This is a genomic window from uncultured Pluralibacter sp. (assembly GCF_913775985.1).
Taxonomy (GTDB): Bacteria; Pseudomonadota; Gammaproteobacteria; order Enterobacterales; family Enterobacteriaceae; genus Pluralibacter.
Genome location: NZ_CAJYMB010000014.1, coordinates 19,215 through 36,769 on the forward strand (window position 1 = coordinate 19,215; position 17,555 = coordinate 36,769).

Annotated in this window: 16 protein-coding genes; 5 read left to right on the forward strand and 11 right to left on the reverse strand. The window is 59.0% G+C overall.

Translation table 11 applies throughout. The features are described 5' to 3' along the window. Window positions 1-25 precede the first annotated feature (25 nt). The gene (locus QZ766_RS02090) at window positions 26-2,107 is read left to right on the forward strand and encodes a YccS/YhfK family putative transporter (RefSeq protein WP_297196747.1); all 2,082 of its coding nucleotides are present in this window, start codon (window positions 26-28) and stop codon (window positions 2,105-2,107) included. On the opposite strand, the gene QZ766_RS02095 is transcribed toward QZ766_RS02090, so the two are convergent. The 5 genes from QZ766_RS02095 to ppiA all read right to left on the reverse strand — a co-directional run bounded on the left by QZ766_RS02095 (window position 2,094) and on the right by ppiA (window position 5,423). Then, window positions 2,094-3,317, reverse strand: coding sequence for an aspartate aminotransferase family protein (locus tag QZ766_RS02095; RefSeq protein ID WP_297196749.1), 1,224 nt, complete (start codon window positions 3,315-3,317; stop codon window positions 2,094-2,096). The two genes, QZ766_RS02090 and QZ766_RS02095, sit on opposite strands and share 14 nt — an antisense overlap. A gap of 78 nt (window positions 3,318-3,395) precedes the next feature. Next, window positions 3,396-3,959: an aminodeoxychorismate synthase component 2 gene (pabA, locus tag QZ766_RS02100; RefSeq protein WP_297196751.1), complete on the reverse strand. Its 564-nt coding sequence runs from the start codon at window positions 3,957-3,959 to the stop codon at window positions 3,396-3,398. A 30-nt stretch (window positions 3,960-3,989) separates the two neighbouring features. Next, entirely contained in the window at window positions 3,990-4,592 is a 603-nt protein-coding gene (locus tag QZ766_RS02105) for a putative adenosine monophosphate-protein transferase Fic (RefSeq protein WP_297196752.1), read from the reverse strand. Further along, window positions 4,582-4,749, reverse strand: coding sequence for a YhfG family protein (locus QZ766_RS02110; protein WP_297196754.1), 168 nt, complete (start codon window positions 4,747-4,749; stop codon window positions 4,582-4,584). The genes QZ766_RS02105 and QZ766_RS02110 overlap by 11 nt, the downstream gene beginning before the upstream one ends. Window positions 4,750-4,850: 101 nt before the next feature. Beyond that, a complete protein-coding gene (ppiA, locus tag QZ766_RS02115; RefSeq protein WP_297196756.1) occupies window positions 4,851-5,423 on the reverse strand; it encodes a peptidylprolyl isomerase A in 573 nt (190 codons plus the stop codon). 264 nt (window positions 5,424-5,687) lie between these two features. Here ppiA and tsgA point away from each other — a divergent pair, with 264 nt between their 5' ends. Continuing rightward, the gene (gene tsgA / locus QZ766_RS02120; protein ID WP_297196758.1) at window positions 5,688-6,872 is read left to right on the forward strand and encodes an MFS transporter TsgA; all 1,185 of its coding nucleotides are present in this window, start codon (window positions 5,688-5,690) and stop codon (window positions 6,870-6,872) included. Between the two features lie 14 nt (window positions 6,873-6,886). Here tsgA and QZ766_RS02125 read toward each other — a convergent pair whose 3' ends face one another. Further along, window positions 6,887-8,194 (reverse strand): cytosine deaminase, encoded by a 1,308-nt coding sequence (locus QZ766_RS02125; protein WP_297196760.1) that lies wholly within the window; start codon window positions 8,192-8,194, stop codon window positions 6,887-6,889. 236 nt (window positions 8,195-8,430) lie between these two features. On the opposite strand from QZ766_RS02125, the gene nirB reads away from it, so the two are divergent. From nirB to cysG, 3 genes are read left to right on the forward strand one after another with little or no spacing between them, the layout of a single operon-like run. Continuing rightward, complete coding sequence (gene nirB / locus QZ766_RS02130) at window positions 8,431-10,974, forward strand: nitrite reductase large subunit NirB (RefSeq protein ID WP_297196762.1); 2,544 nt, start codon at window positions 8,431-8,433, stop codon at window positions 10,972-10,974. Then, window positions 10,971-11,297, forward strand: coding sequence for a nitrite reductase small subunit NirD (nirD, locus tag QZ766_RS02135; RefSeq protein ID WP_297196765.1), 327 nt, complete (start codon window positions 10,971-10,973; stop codon window positions 11,295-11,297). The genes nirB and nirD overlap by 4 nt, the downstream gene beginning before the upstream one ends. Before the next feature lie 60 nt (window positions 11,298-11,357). After that, window positions 11,358-12,731 carry a siroheme synthase CysG gene (gene cysG / locus QZ766_RS02140; protein WP_297196766.1) on the forward strand — a complete coding sequence of 458 codons (1,374 nt, stop codon included), beginning with the start codon at window positions 11,358-11,360 and terminating at the stop codon, window positions 12,729-12,731. A 56-nt stretch (window positions 12,732-12,787) separates the two neighbouring features. On the opposite strand, the gene trpS is transcribed toward cysG, so the two are convergent. The 5 genes from trpS to damX all read right to left on the reverse strand — a co-directional run bounded on the left by trpS (window position 12,788) and on the right by damX (window position 17,510). Further along, window positions 12,788-13,792: a tryptophan--tRNA ligase gene (gene trpS / locus QZ766_RS02145; RefSeq protein WP_297196768.1), complete on the reverse strand. Its 1,005-nt coding sequence runs from the start codon at window positions 13,790-13,792 to the stop codon at window positions 12,788-12,790. Next, the gene (gene gph / locus QZ766_RS02150) at window positions 13,785-14,546 is read right to left on the reverse strand and encodes a phosphoglycolate phosphatase (RefSeq protein ID WP_297196771.1); all 762 of its coding nucleotides are present in this window, start codon (window positions 14,544-14,546) and stop codon (window positions 13,785-13,787) included. The genes trpS and gph overlap by 8 nt, the downstream gene beginning before the upstream one ends. Beyond that, window positions 14,539-15,216, reverse strand: a complete 678-nt coding sequence (rpe, locus tag QZ766_RS02155) for a ribulose-phosphate 3-epimerase (protein WP_297196773.1) — start codon at window positions 15,214-15,216, stop codon at window positions 14,539-14,541. Before rpe ends, gph begins: the two co-directional genes overlap by 8 nt. 20 nt (window positions 15,217-15,236) lie before the next feature. After that, window positions 15,237-16,061, reverse strand: a complete 825-nt coding sequence (dam, locus tag QZ766_RS02160; RefSeq protein ID WP_297196775.1) for an adenine-specific DNA-methyltransferase — start codon at window positions 16,059-16,061, stop codon at window positions 15,237-15,239. 102 nt (window positions 16,062-16,163) lie between these two features. Beyond that, window positions 16,164-17,510, reverse strand: coding sequence for a cell division protein DamX (gene damX, locus QZ766_RS02165; protein ID WP_297196777.1), 1,347 nt, complete (start codon window positions 17,508-17,510; stop codon window positions 16,164-16,166). Between the last annotated feature and the right edge of the window lie 45 nt (window positions 17,511-17,555).

Consider the following 17,555-nt stretch of genomic DNA (forward strand, 5'->3'; position numbering starts at 1 on the left):
AGTACGCCGTTTTTGTCTCTACGCTATGTGGCGCAGGCTCATTTACCATCCGGAAATCAACTACGCACTGCGTCAAACCCTGGTGCTCTGCCTGCCTGTTGCCGTCGGTATCCTGCTGGGACATCTGCAAAACGGCCTGCTATTCTCGCTGGTGCCCGCCTGCTGCAACATTGCCGGGCTCGATACGCCCCACAAACGTTTTTTTAAACGCCTGATCGTCGGCGGAAGCCTGTTCGCCGGCTGCAGCCTGGCGGTTCAGCTGCTGCTGTTCAACGCGGTGCCGCTGCCGCTGATCCTGACCGGTCTGGCGATGATCCTCGGCGTAACCGCCGAGATAAGCTCCCTGCACGCGCGCCTGCTTCCGGCCTCGCTCATCGCCGCAATATTCACGCTCAGCCTCGCGGGAAATATGCCCGTCTGGCAGCCGCTGCTGATTTATGCCCTCGGCACGCTGTGGTACGGCCTGTTCAACTGGCTCTGGTTCTGGCTGTGGCGGGAGCAGCCGCTGCGGGAATCCCTCAGCCTGCTGTACCGCAATCTCGCCGACTACTGCGAAGCGAAATACAGCATGCTGACCCAGCACGCCGACCCGGAAACTGCCCTGCCGCCGCTGCTGACCCGCCAGCAGAAAGCCGTGGATCTGATTACCCAGTGCTACCAGCAGCTGCACATGCTTTCGCTCAACCGTAACGGCGAATACAAGCGGCTGCTGCGCATCTTCCAGATGGGACTGGATCTGCAGGAGCATATCTCCGTCAGCCTGCACCAGCCCGCCGAAGTCCAGAAGCTGGTCGAGCAAAGCCACGCCGAAGCGGTGATCCGCTGGAACGCGCAGACGGTATCCGCCCGCCTGCGGGTGATGGCGGATGACATTCTCTATCACCGGCTTCCCACGCGCTTCAATATGGACAAGCAGACCGGCGCGCTGGAAAAAATCGCCCGCCAGCATCCGGATAATCCGGTAGGCCAGTTCTGCGCCTGGCACTTTAACCGCATCGCGCGGGTGCTCCAGTCGCACCGTCCGCTCTACTCCCGCAATCTGATGGCCGACAGCGAGCGCCGCCTGCCGCTGCTGCCGGCGCTGAAAAGCTACCTGTCGCTGAAATCCCCGGCTCTACGCAACGCCGCGCGGCTGAGCGTGATGCTCAGCGCTGCAAGCCTGGCGGGCGCCGCGCTCAACCTGCCCAAGCCTTACTGGATCCTGATGACCGTGCTGCTGGTCACCCAAAACGGCTACGGTGCCACCCGGGTGCGTATTTTCCACCGGGCGGCGGGCACGCTGGCCGGGCTGTTTATCGCTGGAGCAACCCTGCATTTCCGCGTCCCGGAGAGCTATACCCTTTCGGGCATGCTGCTGGTTACCCTGATTAGCTATCTCATCGTGCGTAAAAGCTACGGCTGGGCCACCGTCGGCTTCACGGTGACGGCGGTGTATACGCTCCAGCTGCTCACCCTGCACGGCGACCAGTTTATCTTTGCGCGACTGATTGATACGCTGATTGGCTGCCTGATTGCCTTTGCCGGAATGGTCTGGCTGTGGCCGCAGTGGCAGAGCGGCCTGCTGCGCCAGAACGCACACGACGCGCTGGAGGCTGACCAAAATGCCCTTCGCCTGCTGCTGAGCGCCGATCATGAAGCTCCCGCCATGGCCTACCAGCGCATGCGGGTCAACCAGGCGCACAACACGCTGTATAACTCGCTCAATCAGGCGATGCAGGAGCCGGGATTTAATAATAATTATCTGGCGGACATGAAGCTGTGGGTCACCCACAGCCAGTTTATCGTCGAGCATATTAATGCGATGACTATTCTGGCGAGGGAACACAATATGCTGACGGAGAATCTGGCTCAGCGCTATCTGGAGTCTTGCGAAATTGCCCTGCAGCGCTGCCAGCAGCGGCTGGAGTACGACGATCCGGGCGTGAATGGCGAGAATAATGTGATGGAATCACTGGAAGGGCGGCCGCAGGGGCCGCTAAGTCCGATGGAAATTCATCTGCACCGCATTCTCGGGCACCTGAACTCCATGTATACGATATCGTCCGTGGCCTGGCGCCAGAGGCCGCATCACGGCATCTGGCTCAGCAGGCGTCTTAGAGAGCGTTAACCACTCCCGCCACGGCGCGGGCAAAGCGACTCATGCCTTCGTCAATATCCTCATCGCTCACCACCAGCGACGGCGCAAAGCGCATCACGTCCGGCCCGGCATTGAGTACCATCACCCCTTCCCTCGCGCCGGCGTGCAGGAAATCCCGGGCGCGTCCGGCATATTGCGGCGCGAGCTCGGCTCCCACCAGCAGCCCCATGCCGCGGATATCGCTGAAGATGCCGTACTGTTCGTTAATCTGGCGCAGGTGCGCGACAAACCGCTCGCGCTTCGCGCTCACGCCTTCCAGCACTTCCGCCGTATTGATAACGTCAAACGCCGCGCCCGCCACTGCGCAGGCCAGCGGATTACCGCCGTAGGTCGAGCCGTGAGAGCCCGGATGAAACGCGCTGGCTATCTCCTGGGTAGTCAGCACGGCGCTCACCGGGAATCCACCGCCCAGCGCTTTGGCGCTGGTGAGAATATCCGGCGTCACGCCGTAGCGCATGTAGGCAAATAGCTCGCCGGTGCGGCCCATGCCGCACTGCACTTCGTCGAACACCAGCAGCGCCTGGTGCTGGTCGCACAGCGCGCGCAGTCCCTGCAGGAACTCGGGGGTTGCCGCAGTTACGCCGCCTTCGCCCTGAATGGGCTCAACCACCACCGCGCAGGTGTGATCGTCCATGACCGCCTTCACTGCGTGCAGATCGTTAAAAGGCACGTGGACGATGTCGGCAGGCTTGGGCCCGAAGCCGTCAGAATATTTCGGCTGGCCGCCGACGGAGACGGTGAACAGCGAACGTCCATGAAACGCATTGTGGAAAGCGATAATTTTGCTTTTGTAAGGACTGTGGCGAGTTGCGGCATAGTGGCGCGCCAGCTTAAAAGCCGTTTCGTTAGCTTCGGTGCCGGAGTTCATAAACACCACCCGCTCGGCGAAGGTGGCGTCCACCAGCTTGCGCCCGAGGCGCAGGGCCGGTTCATTGGTGAAGACGTTACTGGTATGCCATAAGGTCTCACCCTGGGTTTTTAACGCCTCAACCAGCGCCGGATGGCAGTGGCCCAGCGCGGTGACGGCGATCCCGCCGGCAAAATCAATATACTCGTTGCCCTGCTGGTCCCAGATTCGGCTCCCCTTGCCCTTCACCGGAATAAACTCCGCCGGTGCATAAATGGGCAGGATCACTTCATCAAAGGTCGCACGGGTAATTTCAGCCTGCGGGATAGCCATAACAATCCTCTTGCATTTTCTTTGTGAGAAATTAATCACAAAATATGCATAAAAAATCAAATTATGGCAACAGGCAATTTACCGTTCGAGAAAGTTTCTTAACAGCGCGTGCCCCTGTTCGCTGAGAATGCTCTCCGGATGAAACTGAACGCCCTCCAGATCCCACTCGCGATGGCGAAGCCCCATGATCTCGCCGCTGTCGGCGCGGGCGGTAATTTCAAGACAGTCGGGAAGCGTGTCGGGATCGACAATCAGCGAATGGTAGCGGGTAACGATCAGGGGATTATTGAGGCCGTGAAACACGCCGCGCCCGCAGTGGGTAACCGGCGAGGTTTTGCCGTGCATCACCTTTGTCGCCCGCACCACCCGTGCACCCATCGCCTGGGCAATCGCCTGATGCCCGAGGCAAACCCCCAGAATCGGCGTTTTTCCGCTATAGCGGCGAATCACCTCCAGCGAAATGCCGGCATCGTCCGGCGTGCAGGGGCCGGGAGAAATAACGATTTTCGCCGGGGCCAGCGCGGCAATGTCCGCAAGGGTTATCTCATCGTTGCGGCGCACCAGCACGTCGGCACCCAGCTCGCAGAAGTACTGGTAAAGATTCCAGGTGAATGAATCGTAATTATCAATAAGCAGGATCATGGCGGCTCCGTAACGGCAAACCGCGCTATGTTACTCTGTTTCTGCTGCCGGTCTCACCACTTTAGTGAACAGCGCCACCAGCGGCTCCAGATCGCCCATCGCCCCGCTCTGATTCGCCTCGCTCCAGAGCTGCGGATCGATGCCGTCCCAGCTCAGCAGGTAGCCGGCGTGGATTGCCAGCTGTTCGAAAAAGATGCGCTGCGCTATACCATTGCCGATACGGAAAGGATGCAACATATTAATTTCGCAGTAGTAGTGCGCCAGCCGGGCGATAAACTCCGGCTGCTCCAGTCCGGCGAGATAGGCTTCCTCTTCGAGGTCCTGCATCAGCGCGTTGCCTTCTTCCTCAATACGCGGGAAGTGGCAGAAGCGGGTGTCGCCCTGATAAATATCGATTTCGCGAATTTTCCCCGCCCAGCTAAAAATATCCTGGTACAGCGCGTGATGAATCGCGCACAGGTACGGGAGGCCGCGCACCTGCGGCCCCAGCGGCAGGGTCGCAGCCCGCAGAGCGGTAATTTCGTAGGCGGCCTGCTCCAGGCGCTGCATCTGGCGGATCCCAAGCTGGTTTCTCAGTACGTCGATGCCGTTATAGAGGTAGGGGTCACGATCGTTGCCGTATTTATCGCTCATACTGGCCCCTTAACGCCTCAAGGCGCGCCAGCGCCTGCTCGCTGTCGAGGGTAATCAGCGGAGTCTCTGTCCCTTCCAGCCGGCGGCTGGCCTGAAAGTTGGCGCTGCGGGTTTGCTCCCACAGGCGGGATTTTTGCTTATCGGTGAGCTTTTTCATTGGACCTCCCTGACGGTTTCTGTTGCCCAAGTATAAGCAGCAATTGCAGGTTACGCAGGGAGAGCCAGACAGTGCGGGCGAAGACGCCCGCATGAGAAGAACTACGGCAGAACTTTTGCGGAGAGGATAACAACCGGCTTGGACGGCACATTCTGGAACGGGCCGACATCATGAGTGGCAACCTGAGAGATCTTATCGGCCACTTCCATACCTTTGACCACCTTGCCAAATACCGCATAGCCAAAATCACGCTGGCCGTGGTCGAGGAAAGCGTTGTCCGCAACGTTGATAAAGAACTGGCTGGTGGCGCTGTCTTTGTCGGCGGTGCGCGCCATGGAGATGGTGCCGCGGGTGTTGCGCAGACCGTTATCGGCTTCGTTCTTGATAGGCGGGTTCGGCTTCTTCTGCTGCATGTCGGTGTTAAAGCCGCCGCCCTGGATCATAAAGCCCGGAATGACGCGATGGAAGGTCGTGTTGTTGTAGAACCCGCTGTTAACGTAGCTGACGAAATTCTCAACGGATACAGGAGCTTTCTGGCTATTCAGTTCCAGCTCGATGTTGCCGGCAGAGGTAGTGAGCAGCACGTGGGGGTCCGCTTTCGCCGCCAGCGCCGCAGGCGTAACGGCCGACATAGTCAGTACAGCCGCGGCTGCAGCGAGGGTTAATTTGAACATGTAAATTCCTTAGACAGTGCGGATAAGATCGCGAATTGCCTGATTCTAAAAGGCGTTTGTTTTTCAAACCAGCCTTTTACTAAAGTTTACTTAGCAGACACAGTTTTTACTTATCACTGCGAAGCCTTATTTGTGATTCAAATCACACAAAAGGATTAATGATTTCACGAATTTCATAATAAACATTTCACCGCGTCACTCGAATGCATAAAATCTGCCCACCCGCGCGGCGGTACCGCGTTCTTCCTTGCAAACAGGCCAGTCATGACTAACAGCAACCGTATTAAGCTCACATGGATCAGCTTCTTCTCGTACGCGCTTACCGGCGCGCTGGTGATCGTCACCGGCATGGTAATGGGCAATATTGCCGATTATTTCCATATGCCGGTCTCAAGCATGAGCAACACCTTCACCTTTCTCAACGCCGGGATCCTAATCTCAATTTTTCTCAATGCGTGGCTGATGGAGATTGTGCCGCTGAAAACCCAGCTACGGTTTGGCTTTGTGCTGATGCTACTGGCCCTCGCCGGGCTGATGTTTAGCCACAGCCTGACGCTGTTCTCCGCCGCCATGTTCGTGCTGGGGCTGGTGAGCGGCATCACCATGTCCATCGGCACTTTTCTTATTACCCATATGTACGAGGGGCGGCAGCGCGGCGCGCGGCTGCTGTTTACCGACTCGTTTTTCAGCATGGCCGGCATGATCTTTCCGATGGTGGCGGCCTGGCTGCTGGCGCGCACCATTGAGTGGTACTGGGTCTACGCCTGCATTGGCATCATTTACCTGGCTATCTTTATCCTCACCTTCGGCTGTGAATTTCCGCTGCTGGGCAAAAAAGCCGCGCAGCCGGATGTGCCGCAGGTGAAAGAAAAGTGGGGCGTTGGCGTACTGTTCCTGTCCGTTGCCGCGCTGTGCTACATCCTCGGCCAGCTGGGCTTTATCTCCTGGGTACCGCAGTACGCACAGGGACTGGGCATGAGCCTCGGCGACGCCGGCAAGCTGGTAAGCGACTTCTGGATGTCTTACATGGTGGGGATGTGGGTGTTCAGCTTCGCGCTGCGCTTCTTCGATCTGCAGCGCATTTTGACCGGGCTGGCGGGACTGGCCGCCGTGCTGATGTACCTGTTTATTCACGGCGCGCCGGAGCACATGGCGTGGTACATTCTGGCGCTGGGCTTCTTTTCCAGCGCCATTTATACCTCAATCATCACGCTGGGCTCGCTGCAAACCCGCGTGGCCTCGCCGAAGCTGGTTAACTTCGTCCTGACCTGCGGGACCATCGGCACCATGCTGACCTTTGTGGTTACCGCGCCCATTGTGGCCGCTTACGGCACCAAACCCGCCCTGATGACCGCCAACGGCCTGTATGCCGTGGTCTTCGTGATGTGCTTCGCGCTGGGCTTTGTGAGCCGCCACCGCCAGCATAACGCGGCGCCAGCGGCACACTAAATACCCGGGCCCCTTTACTCCTGCGTGAAGGGGCTATTGCGGGTGAAGAAAAGCTCCTCGCCGCCGCTATCCGTCTGTACCCACGTCTGGGCCAGTTGGGTGGTGGCGATAACCCGGCCCTGACGAATTGACCAGCGCACCGGCACCTGGCAGCGCACCGCTTCGAAACCGTTCTCCGCCGGCAGGATCACCAGGTTCGCCACTTTCCCTTCCTCAATACCGTAGTCGTCCACGCCGAAGGTACGGGCGCTGTTGTGGGTAATCAGGTTCAGACCGTCGTTAATCTGCTGATAACCCATCAGCTGGCACACGTGCAGCCCCATATGCAGCACTTGCAGCATGTTGCCGGTACCGAGCGGATACCAGGGATCGAACACATCATCGTGGCCGAAGCAGACGTTAATCCCGGCATTCATCAGCTCTTTCACCCGGGTAATGCCGCGGCGCTTTGGATAATCGTCAAAGCGACCCTGCAAGTGGATATTCACCAGCGGGTTAGCGACAAAGTTGATGCCCGACATCTTCAGCAAGCGGAAAAGACGCGACGTGTAGGCGCCGTTATAGGAGTGCATGGCGGTAGTGTGGCTGGCGGTGACCCGGTGGCCGATACCCTCTTTCAGCGCCAGCGCCGCAACGGTTTCCACAAAACGCGACTGCTCGTCGTCGATCTCATCGCAGTGGATGTCCAGCGGGCGGTCGTACTTTTTCGCCAGCGCAAACGCGATATGCAGCGACTCAACGCCGTACTCGCGGGTGAATTCAAAGTGCGGGATCGCGCCGACCACGTCCGCGCCGAGCTCCAGCGCTTTCTCCAGCAGCGCCGCGCCGTTCGGATAGGAGAGAATGCCCTCCTGCGGAAACGCCACAATCTGTAGTTCAACCCACGGCGCCACTTCGGCTTTCACCTCCAGCATCGCTTTTAGCGCGGTCAGCGTCGGATCCGACACGTCGACGTGGGTACGCACAAACTGAATACCGTTGGCGATTTGCCACTTCAGGGTTTTCCACGCCCGCGCCTTCACATCCTCGTGGGTGAGCATCGCCTTGCGCTCGGCCCAGCGTTCAATACCCTCAAACAGCGTGCCGGACTGGTTCCAGTTCGGCTCACCGGCGGTCTGAGTGGTGTCCAGGTGAATATGGGGCTCGATAAACGGCGGGATCGCCAGACCACCGCGGGCGTTGAGGATTTCGGCACTCTCATGACGGCTTTCACCCATTGGCGCGATGCTGTGAAAACGCCCTTCCTCGATACCGAGCTGCCATAAACCTTCGCGTCCCGGCAGCCGGACGTTTTCAATAAACCAAAGTGGTGTCGAACTCATTATTTGTCTCCAGTCTCTTTCAATCTCAGCGCTGACGCTCGTGCAGCTCAAAGCGCTCAATTTGTCTAAAAAAGCGTCAGAAATAAAAGTGGTGTTAATTCCGTAAGTTACAAAAACACTTCTAAATCAATCATATACTCATTAAGTGGTAGGTCTGGTCGAAATTGATGCACATCAATAAACCCCGTAGCTGAATCGTTAAGGTAAGCAGTAATAGAAAAGAAATCGAGGCAAAAATGAGCAAAGTCAGACTCGCTATTATCGGTAACGGCATGGTCGGCCACCGCTTTATTGAAGATCTTATCGATAAAGCGCCTGCCGATGGGTTCGATATTACCGTTTTTTGTGAAGAACCCCGCATCGCCTATGACCGCGTGCATCTGTCATCCTACTTCTCTCACCATACCGCAGAAGAGCTCTCCCTGGTACGGGAAGGTTTTTACGAAAAGCACGGCATCAAAGTGCTGGTGGGCGAGCGCGCTATCACCATCAACCGCCAGGAGAAGGTTATCCACTCCAGCGCCGGGCGGACCGTATTCTACGACAAATTGATCATGGCAACCGGATCCTATCCGTGGATCCCGCCAATTAAAGGCTCTGACACGCAGGACTGCTTCGTTTACCGCACCATTGAAGATCTCAACGCCATTGAAGCCTGCGCCCGCCGCAGCAAGCGCGGCGCGGTGGTCGGCGGCGGCCTGCTGGGCCTTGAAGCCGCGGGTGCCCTGAAAAACCTCGGTGTAGAAACCCACGTTATCGAATTCGCGCCGATGCTGATGGCCGAACAGCTGGACCAGATGGGTGGCGAGCAGCTCAAGCGCAAAATTGAAAGCATGGGCGTGCGGGTACACACCCGCAAAAACACGCAAGAGATTGTCCAGCAGGGCAGCGAAGCGCGCAAAACCATGCGCTTTGCCGACGGCAGCGAGCTGGAAGTGGACTTCATCGTCTTCTCAACCGGCATCCGCCCGCGCGATAAGCTGGCTACCCAGTGCGGACTGGCCACCGGCCAGCGCGGCGGGATTATGGTTAACGACCGCTGCCAGACGTCCGACCCTGACATCTACGCCATCGGCGAGTGCGCCAACTGGAACAACCACGTATACGGTCTTGTCGCACCGGGCTACAAAATGGCGCAGGTTGCCGTCGACCACATTCTCGGCAATGAAAACGTCTTTGAAGGTGCCGATCTCAGCGCCAAGCTGAAGCTGTTGGGCGTGGACGTAGGCGGTATCGGCGACGCGCACGGCCGCACGCCGGGCGCGCGCAGCTACGTCTATCTTGATGAAAGAAGCGAAACCTACAAGCGCCTGATCGTTAGCGCCGACAACAAAACGCTGCTCGGCGCCGTACTGGTAGGCGACACCACCGACTTCGGTAACCTGCTGCAGCTGGTGCTGAACGCCATTGAGCTGCCGGAGAACCCGGACTCGCTGATCCTGCCTGCCCATGCGGCGGGCGGTAAACCGGCGATTGGCGTCGACAAACTGCCGGACAGCGCGCAGATCTGCTCCTGTTTTGACGTGACCAAAGGCGATCTGATTAGCGCCATCAACAAGGGCTGCCACACCGTCGCGGCGCTGAAAGCCGAAACCAAAGCCGGCACCGGCTGCGGCGGCTGCATCCCGCTGGTAACCCAGGTACTGAACGCCGAGCTGGCAAAACAGGGCATCGAAGTTAACAGCAACCTGTGCGAACACTTTGCCTGGTCGCGCCAGGAGCTGTACCACCTGATCCGCGTCGAGGGCATTAAAACCTTTGACGAGCTGCTGCAAAAGCACGGCCAGGGCTACGGCTGTGAAGTCTGTAAACCTACCGTGGGTTCGCTGCTGGCCTCCTGCTGGAACGAATATGTTCTGAAGCCGGAAAATGTGGCGCTGCAGGATACCAACGATAACTTCCTCGCCAATATCCAGAAAGACGGCACCTATTCGGTGATCCCGCGCTCGGCGGGGGGTGAAATTACCCCGGAAGGGCTGATGACCGTGGGGCGCATCGCGCGCGAGTTTAATCTGTACACCAAAATCACCGGCTCCCAGCGTATCGGCCTGTTCGGCGCGCAGAAAGACGATCTGCCGGAAATCTGGCGCCAGCTTATTGATGCCGGTTTTGAAACCGGACACGCCTATGCCAAAGCGCTGCGGATGGCGAAAACCTGCGTCGGCAGCACCTGGTGCCGCTACGGCGTGGGCGACAGCGTGGGCTTCGGCGTCGAGCTGGAAAACCGCTACAAGGGCATCCGCACGCCGCACAAAATGAAGTTCGGCGTTTCGGGCTGCACCCGTGAATGTGCCGAAGCGCAGGGTAAAGACGTCGGCATTATCGCTACCGAGAAAGGCTGGAACCTGTATGTGTGCGGCAACGGCGGGATGAAGCCGCGCCACGCCGACCTGCTGGCGGCCGATCTGGATCGCGATACGCTTATCGCCTATCTCGACCGCTTCATGATGTTCTACATCCGCACCGCCGATAAACTCACCCGCACCGCGCCGTGGCTGGAAAACCTGGAGGGCGGCATCGACTATCTGAAAGCGGTCATTATCGACGATAAGCTTGGTCTTAACGCTCAGCTGGAAGAAGAGATGGCCCGCCTGCGCGCCGCCTTCGCCTGCGAGTGGACCGAAACCGTGAATCATCCGGCAGCGCAGGGACGCTTCAAACACTTTATCAACAGCGACCAGCGCGATCCCAACGTGCAGATCGTCCCTGAACGTGAACAGCATCGCCCGGCCACGCCCTACGAGCGTATCCCGGTGACGCTGGTGGAGGAAAACGTATGAACCAGTGGGTAGATATCTGCAACATCGATGCGATTTTACCGGCAACGGGCGTCTGCGCCCTGCTTGGCAATAAGCAGGTGGCCATCTTCCGGCCCTATCACGACGATCGGGTGTACGCCATCAGCAACGTCGATCCGTTCTTTGAATCCAGCGTGCTTTCCCGCGGGCTGATCGCCGAACACGACGGCGAGCTGTGGGTTGCCAGCCCGCTGAAGAAACAGCGCTTTCGCCTGAGCGACGGCCTGTGCATGGAAGACGCCAGCCACTCCGTGTCACATTTCGATGTGCGCGTTAAGGACGGTCAGGTACAATTAAAAGCCTGATCCCCCGCCGGCGGCGCTCTGCCGCCGGCGTTGCTTCCACCGCCTGAGAGAACGCTTCCCATGGACCACCTTCCCATTTTCTGCCAGCTGCGCAACCGCGACTGCCTGCTCGTCGGCGGCGGTGATGTCGCCGAGCGCAAAGCCCGCCTGCTGCTGGATGCCGGCGCTCGCCTGACGGTTAACGCGCTGGCGTTCGCGCCGCAGTTTCAGGTCTGGGCCAGCGCCGGTATGCTAACGCTGGTGGAAGGGGCCTTCGACGAGGCGCTGCTGGATAAAAGCTGGCTGGTGATTGCCGCCACCGATGACGACGGGGTCAACAACCGGGTGAGCGAGGCCGCCGAGCGGCGGCGCATCTTCTGCAACGTGGTGGACGCGCCGAAGCAGGCCAGCTTTATCATGCCGTCAATCATTGACCGTTCGCCGCTGATGGTGGCCGTCTCTTCCGGTGGCACCTCGCCGGTGCTGGCGCGCCTGCTGCGCGAAAAGCTGGAGGCGATTTTGCCTCAGCATCTCGGGCAGGTGGCCGCTTACGCCGGCAAGCTGCGGGCGCGGGTGAAGCAGACCTTCGCCAGCGTCAGCGAGCGCCGCCGCTTCTGGGAAAAGTTCTTCGTTAACGACCGGCTTGCCCAGTCGCTGGCGAACCAGGACGCGCAGGCAGTTACTGACACTACCGAGCAGCTACTTAGCGAGCCGCTGGAACACCGCGGCGAAGTGGTGCTGGTAGGCGCCGGGCCGGGAGATGCCGGGCTGCTGACGCTAAAAGGGCTGCAGCAAATTCAGCAGGCCGACATCGTGGTCTACGATCGTCTGGTTTCCGATGAGATCATGAACCTGGTGCGCCGCGACGCTGACCGGGTTTTCGTCGGCAAGCGTGCCGGCTACCACTGCGTGCCCCAGGAGGAGATTAACCAGATCCTGCTGCGGGAAGCGCAGAAGGGCAAGCGCGTGGTACGTCTGAAGGGCGGCGATCCGTTTATCTTCGGGCGGGGCGGCGAGGAGCTGGAGACCTTATGCGAGGCGGGCATTCCCTTCTCCGTGGTCCCGGGTATCACCGCAGCCTCCGGCTGCTCCGCCTACGCGGGTATTCCCCTGACCCACCGGGATTATGCCCAGAGCGTGCGGCTGGTTACCGGCCACTTGAAAACCGGCAGCGAGCTGGGCTGGCAAAATCTGGCCGCCGATAAGCAGACGCTGGTGTTCTATATGGGGCTTAACCAGGCAACGACCATCGCCGAAAAGCTGATGGAGCACGGTATGTCGGCGGAGATGCCGGTAGCGCTGGTGGAAAACGGCACGGCGATAAAGCAGCGCGTGGTGGCGGGCACGTTACGGGAGCTGGGCGCGCTGGCGCAGCAGGTAGAGAGTCCGTCGCTGATTATTGTCGGGCCGGTAGTGGCCCTGCGGGATAAGCTGAACTGGTTTTCAAACCACTAGCGAGCAGTTTCAGGAAATGCGCTGCCGGGCGAGAGCCGTCCGGCAGCTTAACAGGATTACGGACGGGCCACGAAACCGATGGCCTCGTACACCGCGCTCAGGGTTTTCGACGCCTGCGCGCTGGCTTTTTCCGCCCCCTCTTTCATCACCTTCTGCAGGAAAGCTTCATCGCCGCGATAGCGGTTAAAGCGCTCCTGAATATCCGTCAGCATGCCGGCAACCGCCTCGGCGACTTCACCCTTCAGGTGGCCGTACATCTTGCCGTCGAAGTGCTGCTCAAGTTCCGCAATGCTCTGGCCGGTAACGCCGGAGAGGATATCCAGCAGGTTAGAAACGCCCGCTTTGTTTTTCAGATCGTAGCGCACCACCGGCGGCTCGTCGGAATCAGTCACCGCACGCTTAATTTTCTTCACCACCGCTTTCGGATCTTCCAGCAGGCCGATAACGTTGTTGCGGTTATCGTCGGACTTGGACATCTTCTTGGTCGGCTCAAGCAGGGACATTACGCGCGCGCCGGATTTCGGAATGAACGGTTCCGGCACTGTGAAAATATCACCGTAGATGGCGTTAAAGCGCTGGGCGATATCGCGGCTCAGCTCCAGGTGCTGCTTCTGATCTTCACCAACCGGTACCTGCGTGGTCTGGTACAGCAGAATATCTGCCGCCATCAGCACCGGATAGTCAAACAGGCCGGCGTTGATGTTTTCCGCGTAGCGGGAGGATTTGTCTTTGAACTGGGTCATACGGCTCAGCTCGCCGAAGTAGGTATAGCAGTTCAGCGCCCAGCCGAGCTGCGCGTGCTCGGGCACGTGCGACTGTACGAAAATGGTGCTCTTCTCAGGATCGATACCACAGGCCAGGTACAGCGCCAGCGTATCCAGCGTTGCTTTACGCAGCGCGACGGGATCCTGACGCACGGTGATGGCGTGCTGGTCGACGATGCAGTAAATGCAGTGATAGTCATCCTGCATGCTCACCCACTGACGCAGCGCACCCATGTAGTTGCCAATGGTTAATTCACCGGACGGCTGTGCGCCACTGAAAACGATGGGTTTAGTCATGATTCACTTCCTGAGTTTCACTTTTCGCGAGCCCGAGCGCGGGCATTAAGTCATCAAATCGATCGAAAACGACGTCCGGATTGCTGTCGGCAATCGCTTCGCCATAGTTATAGCCGTAGGTCAGTCCCACGGAGCGGCATCCCGCCGCCGCCGCCGCCTGAATGTCATTGCGGGAATCACCCACAAACAGCAGCGCGTCCGGCGCGACGGAAAGGCGTTCGGCCATCAGAAGCAGCGGCTCCGGATGCGGTTTTTTATTCTGCACGTCATCGCCGCCGATAACCACGGAAAAATAATGGTCAATACCGAGAGCAGCCAGAATAGGTGCAACGAACGGCGTCGGCTTGTTGGTTACCACGCCGAGCGGAATGCCTTTATCGTGCAGGGCCGCGAGAGTATCCGCCACTGCCGGGAACAGATAGCTGCCCTCTTCGGCGAACTCCGCGTAGTACTTGTCGAACAGCCTGCGCAGCATGCGCTGCTGCTCTTCCTGCGGGATATCCGCGGTATCAACGGCAGGCTTGCCGGACGCCGCACGCTGGCTGGCCCGCTCCTGCAGAGACCAGCTCAGGGCCCGCTGCATCAGCACGTCGGCACCGTTGCCAATCCAGGTCACGACGCGATCTTCCCCGGCTGTGGGCAGTTCCAGGGCGTACAGCGCGCTGTCTACTGCCGCCGTCAGGCCCGGCGCGCTGTCCACCAGCGTACCGTCGAGATCAAAAGCTACGCCGCGAGTGGTGGTTAAATCAGTCATGGCTCACCTTCGCCAGCTCGCTGCGCATTTCGTCAATCACAGTTTTGTAGTCCGGCTGGTCGAAGATGGCCGAGCCGGCCACGAACATATCCGCGCCCGCCGCGGCAATATCGTGAATGTTGCTGACCTTCACGCCGCCGTCCACTTCCAGGCGAATGTCGTAGCCAGAAGCGTCAATGCGGCGGCGGACTTCGCGCAGCTTGTCCAGCGTGTGCGGGATAAATGACTGTCCGCCGAAGCCCGGGTTAACCGACATCAGCAGAATGACGTCGAGCTTGTCCATCACGTAATCGAGATAGCTCAGGGGCGTTGCCGGGTTGAAGACCAGCCCGGCCTTACAGCCGTGCTCTTTAATCAGCTGCAGTGAGCGGTCAATGTGCTCGGAGGCTTCGGGATGGAAAGTGATAATGCTGGCGCCGGCGGCGGCAAAGTCCGGAATGATGCGATCGACAGGTTTTACCATCAGGTGTACGTCAATCGGCGCGGTAATGCCGTAGCCGCGCAGCGCCTTCAGCACCATCGGGCCCATGGTCAGATTCGGTACATAGTGGTTGTCCATGACGTCGAAGTGAACGACGTCGCCGCCTGCGGCCAGCGCTTTCGCGGTATCTTCACCCAAGCGGGCAAAATCGGCCGACAGAATTGAAGGGGCAATCAAATACTGTTTCATCCGCATCTCCTTGAAAACGATTATTTGGTGGCGGGGCGATAGAGCGCCAGCAGTTCATCCACCTTTTTACGCGTGCCGCCGTTGCTGCTGATGCTGCGGCGAACTTTAACTTTGACCTGCTTATCAGCCGCTTTGTACCACTCGCGGGTATCCGGCGTGTCGTGATTCGAAATTAACACCGGGATCTGCTGGCTTACCAGCTTTTCCGCAAGCTCCGCCAGATGTGCCTGCTGTTTAGGGCTGAAGCTGTTGGTGTGGTAGGCCGTGAAATTCGCGGTCGCGGAAAGCGGCGCGTAGGGCGGATCGCAATACACTACCGAACCATCATCCGCCAGCGCCATGCACTCCTCATAGGACATGCAGTGGAACTCGGCGTGCTGCGCCCTTTCGGCAAAATGGTTAAGCTCCGCCTCCGGGAAGTAAGGCTTCTTATAACGGCCAAACGGCACGTTAAACTCCCCTTTCAGGTTATAGCGGCACAGGCCGTTGTACCCGTGGCGGTTGAGGTACAAAAACAGCACCGCGCGCCTGAGCGGCTCCCGGCACTGGTTAAATTCGTCCCGCAGCAGATAATAGGCTTCGGCGCAGTTATTTTCGGCGACAAACATTGCGCTGGCGGCGCCGATGTATTCTGCAGTACGGGTTTTGACGATGTTATACAAATCGATCAGATCGCTATTAATATCCGCGAGAATGTAGCGGGAATAGCGGGTATTGAGGAATACGGAACCGGCCCCGACGAAGGGCTCGATAAGACACTCGCCTTTCGGCAGATGTTTTTCAATATCGTTAAGCAGCGGAAATTTTCCCCCTGCCCATTTCAAAAAAGCGCGATTTTTTTTCATGCTGTCTGACTGCTTACACTTTCTCTGGCTGCGAAGAAATGGCTCCGACAGCATCCTGCGCTTAAAACACAAAGCCGCCCGGCAGCCGGGCGGCGGTGTTAATTACTTAAGATCGGACTGAACCTGGCGAACCGGCTTGGCCCACGGGTTCTTCGCCTGCACGTCGGCCGGCAGTGAAGAGACAGCGCGCTTGGCGTCATCCTTGGTGGCATAAACGCCGCTGACCAGGACATACCACGGCTGACCGTTGCGGGTGGTCTGATAGACAACGTAGTTTTTCACGTTCTCTTTCTTCGCCCAGCCGTTCAGGTTGTCATAGTTTGACGAGCTGCTCAGCTGCAGGGTGTAGTGGCTTGACGGCGCAGACTTCAGCGCGCCGATATCGCCGGTACCTTTGCTGGCAGTAGATGCCGCTGCGGTAGAAGTTGCCGCCGGCTGGGCTGCTTTCGCCTGGCTGGTCGCCGCCGGTTTAGTCGTTTCTGCTGGCTTAGCCGCCTCCGCCGCTTTCGCAGTTTGGGTCGGTTTCGCTGCTTCCACTTTAGCCGGCGTGTGGACTACCGCGGCGGGCTCGCTGCGCTTAGGCTGCTCGACGCGCTTCTGCGGCTCGGTGCGCTTAGGCTCGGTTCTGGTGACAGCCTGCGGCTTGCTCTGCGGTTTAGACTCGACAACTGAATGCCTGCGCTCGGTACGCGGTGCGGCTTCTGCGGTTTCAGTATTGCGGGCAGGCTGATGCTGCGCGCTGCCGCCGAGAATCGGCGCAACGGTAGCCGGCTCAGTCGGCAGCGTGGAGTTGGCTACCGCGCTGTCCACCTGACCCTGCTGCTGGGTCAGCGCATTGTTCAGGTCGCCCTGCACCTCTACACGCTGCTGGCCCTGAGGCGCTGCCGCGCTCTGGCTACCGTCCGCAGGCGTGGAGGCAATCGGCGGTACGGAAACGTCCTGCGGCTGATTGCTCGCCGTCTGGCCGTTAGCATCCTGCGTCTGGTTTGCCGGGGTGCTGCCCGGTGCCGGCTGGGCGCCGTTGGCCTGATTAGCAGCCGCATCACCGCCGTTGTTAAGGTCGATATTACGCTCGCCGCCGGATGCCTGATTGCTGCTGGACGGTGCAGAAGGTGATTTCAGCGCAGAACCGATACCGATGATAAGAACCAGCAGGACCAGGATCCCCAGGCCCATCATCAGATACTGGCGCGAAGCGGGCTTGGCTGCCGGCGCTTTTTTGCGCTTGCGCGGACGACGCTCTACCTGCTCGTCGTCGGCATCGTAACTCTCTTCGTCCTGCACATCGCTGGCTTTACTGCCGCGGGCCGGACGGCGATCGTCATCAAGATCGACGTCGTCAAAATTGATTTGCCGATCGTTGTCGCGATCGTTGGATTGACGAGAACGACCCGTGCGGCGATCGCTGGGATCGGGTTTCATCTCGTCTTCTGGTTTAAATTCATCCATTTAACACCCCACTAAAAGGCTTATGCCGGTTACGGTTGCATATCG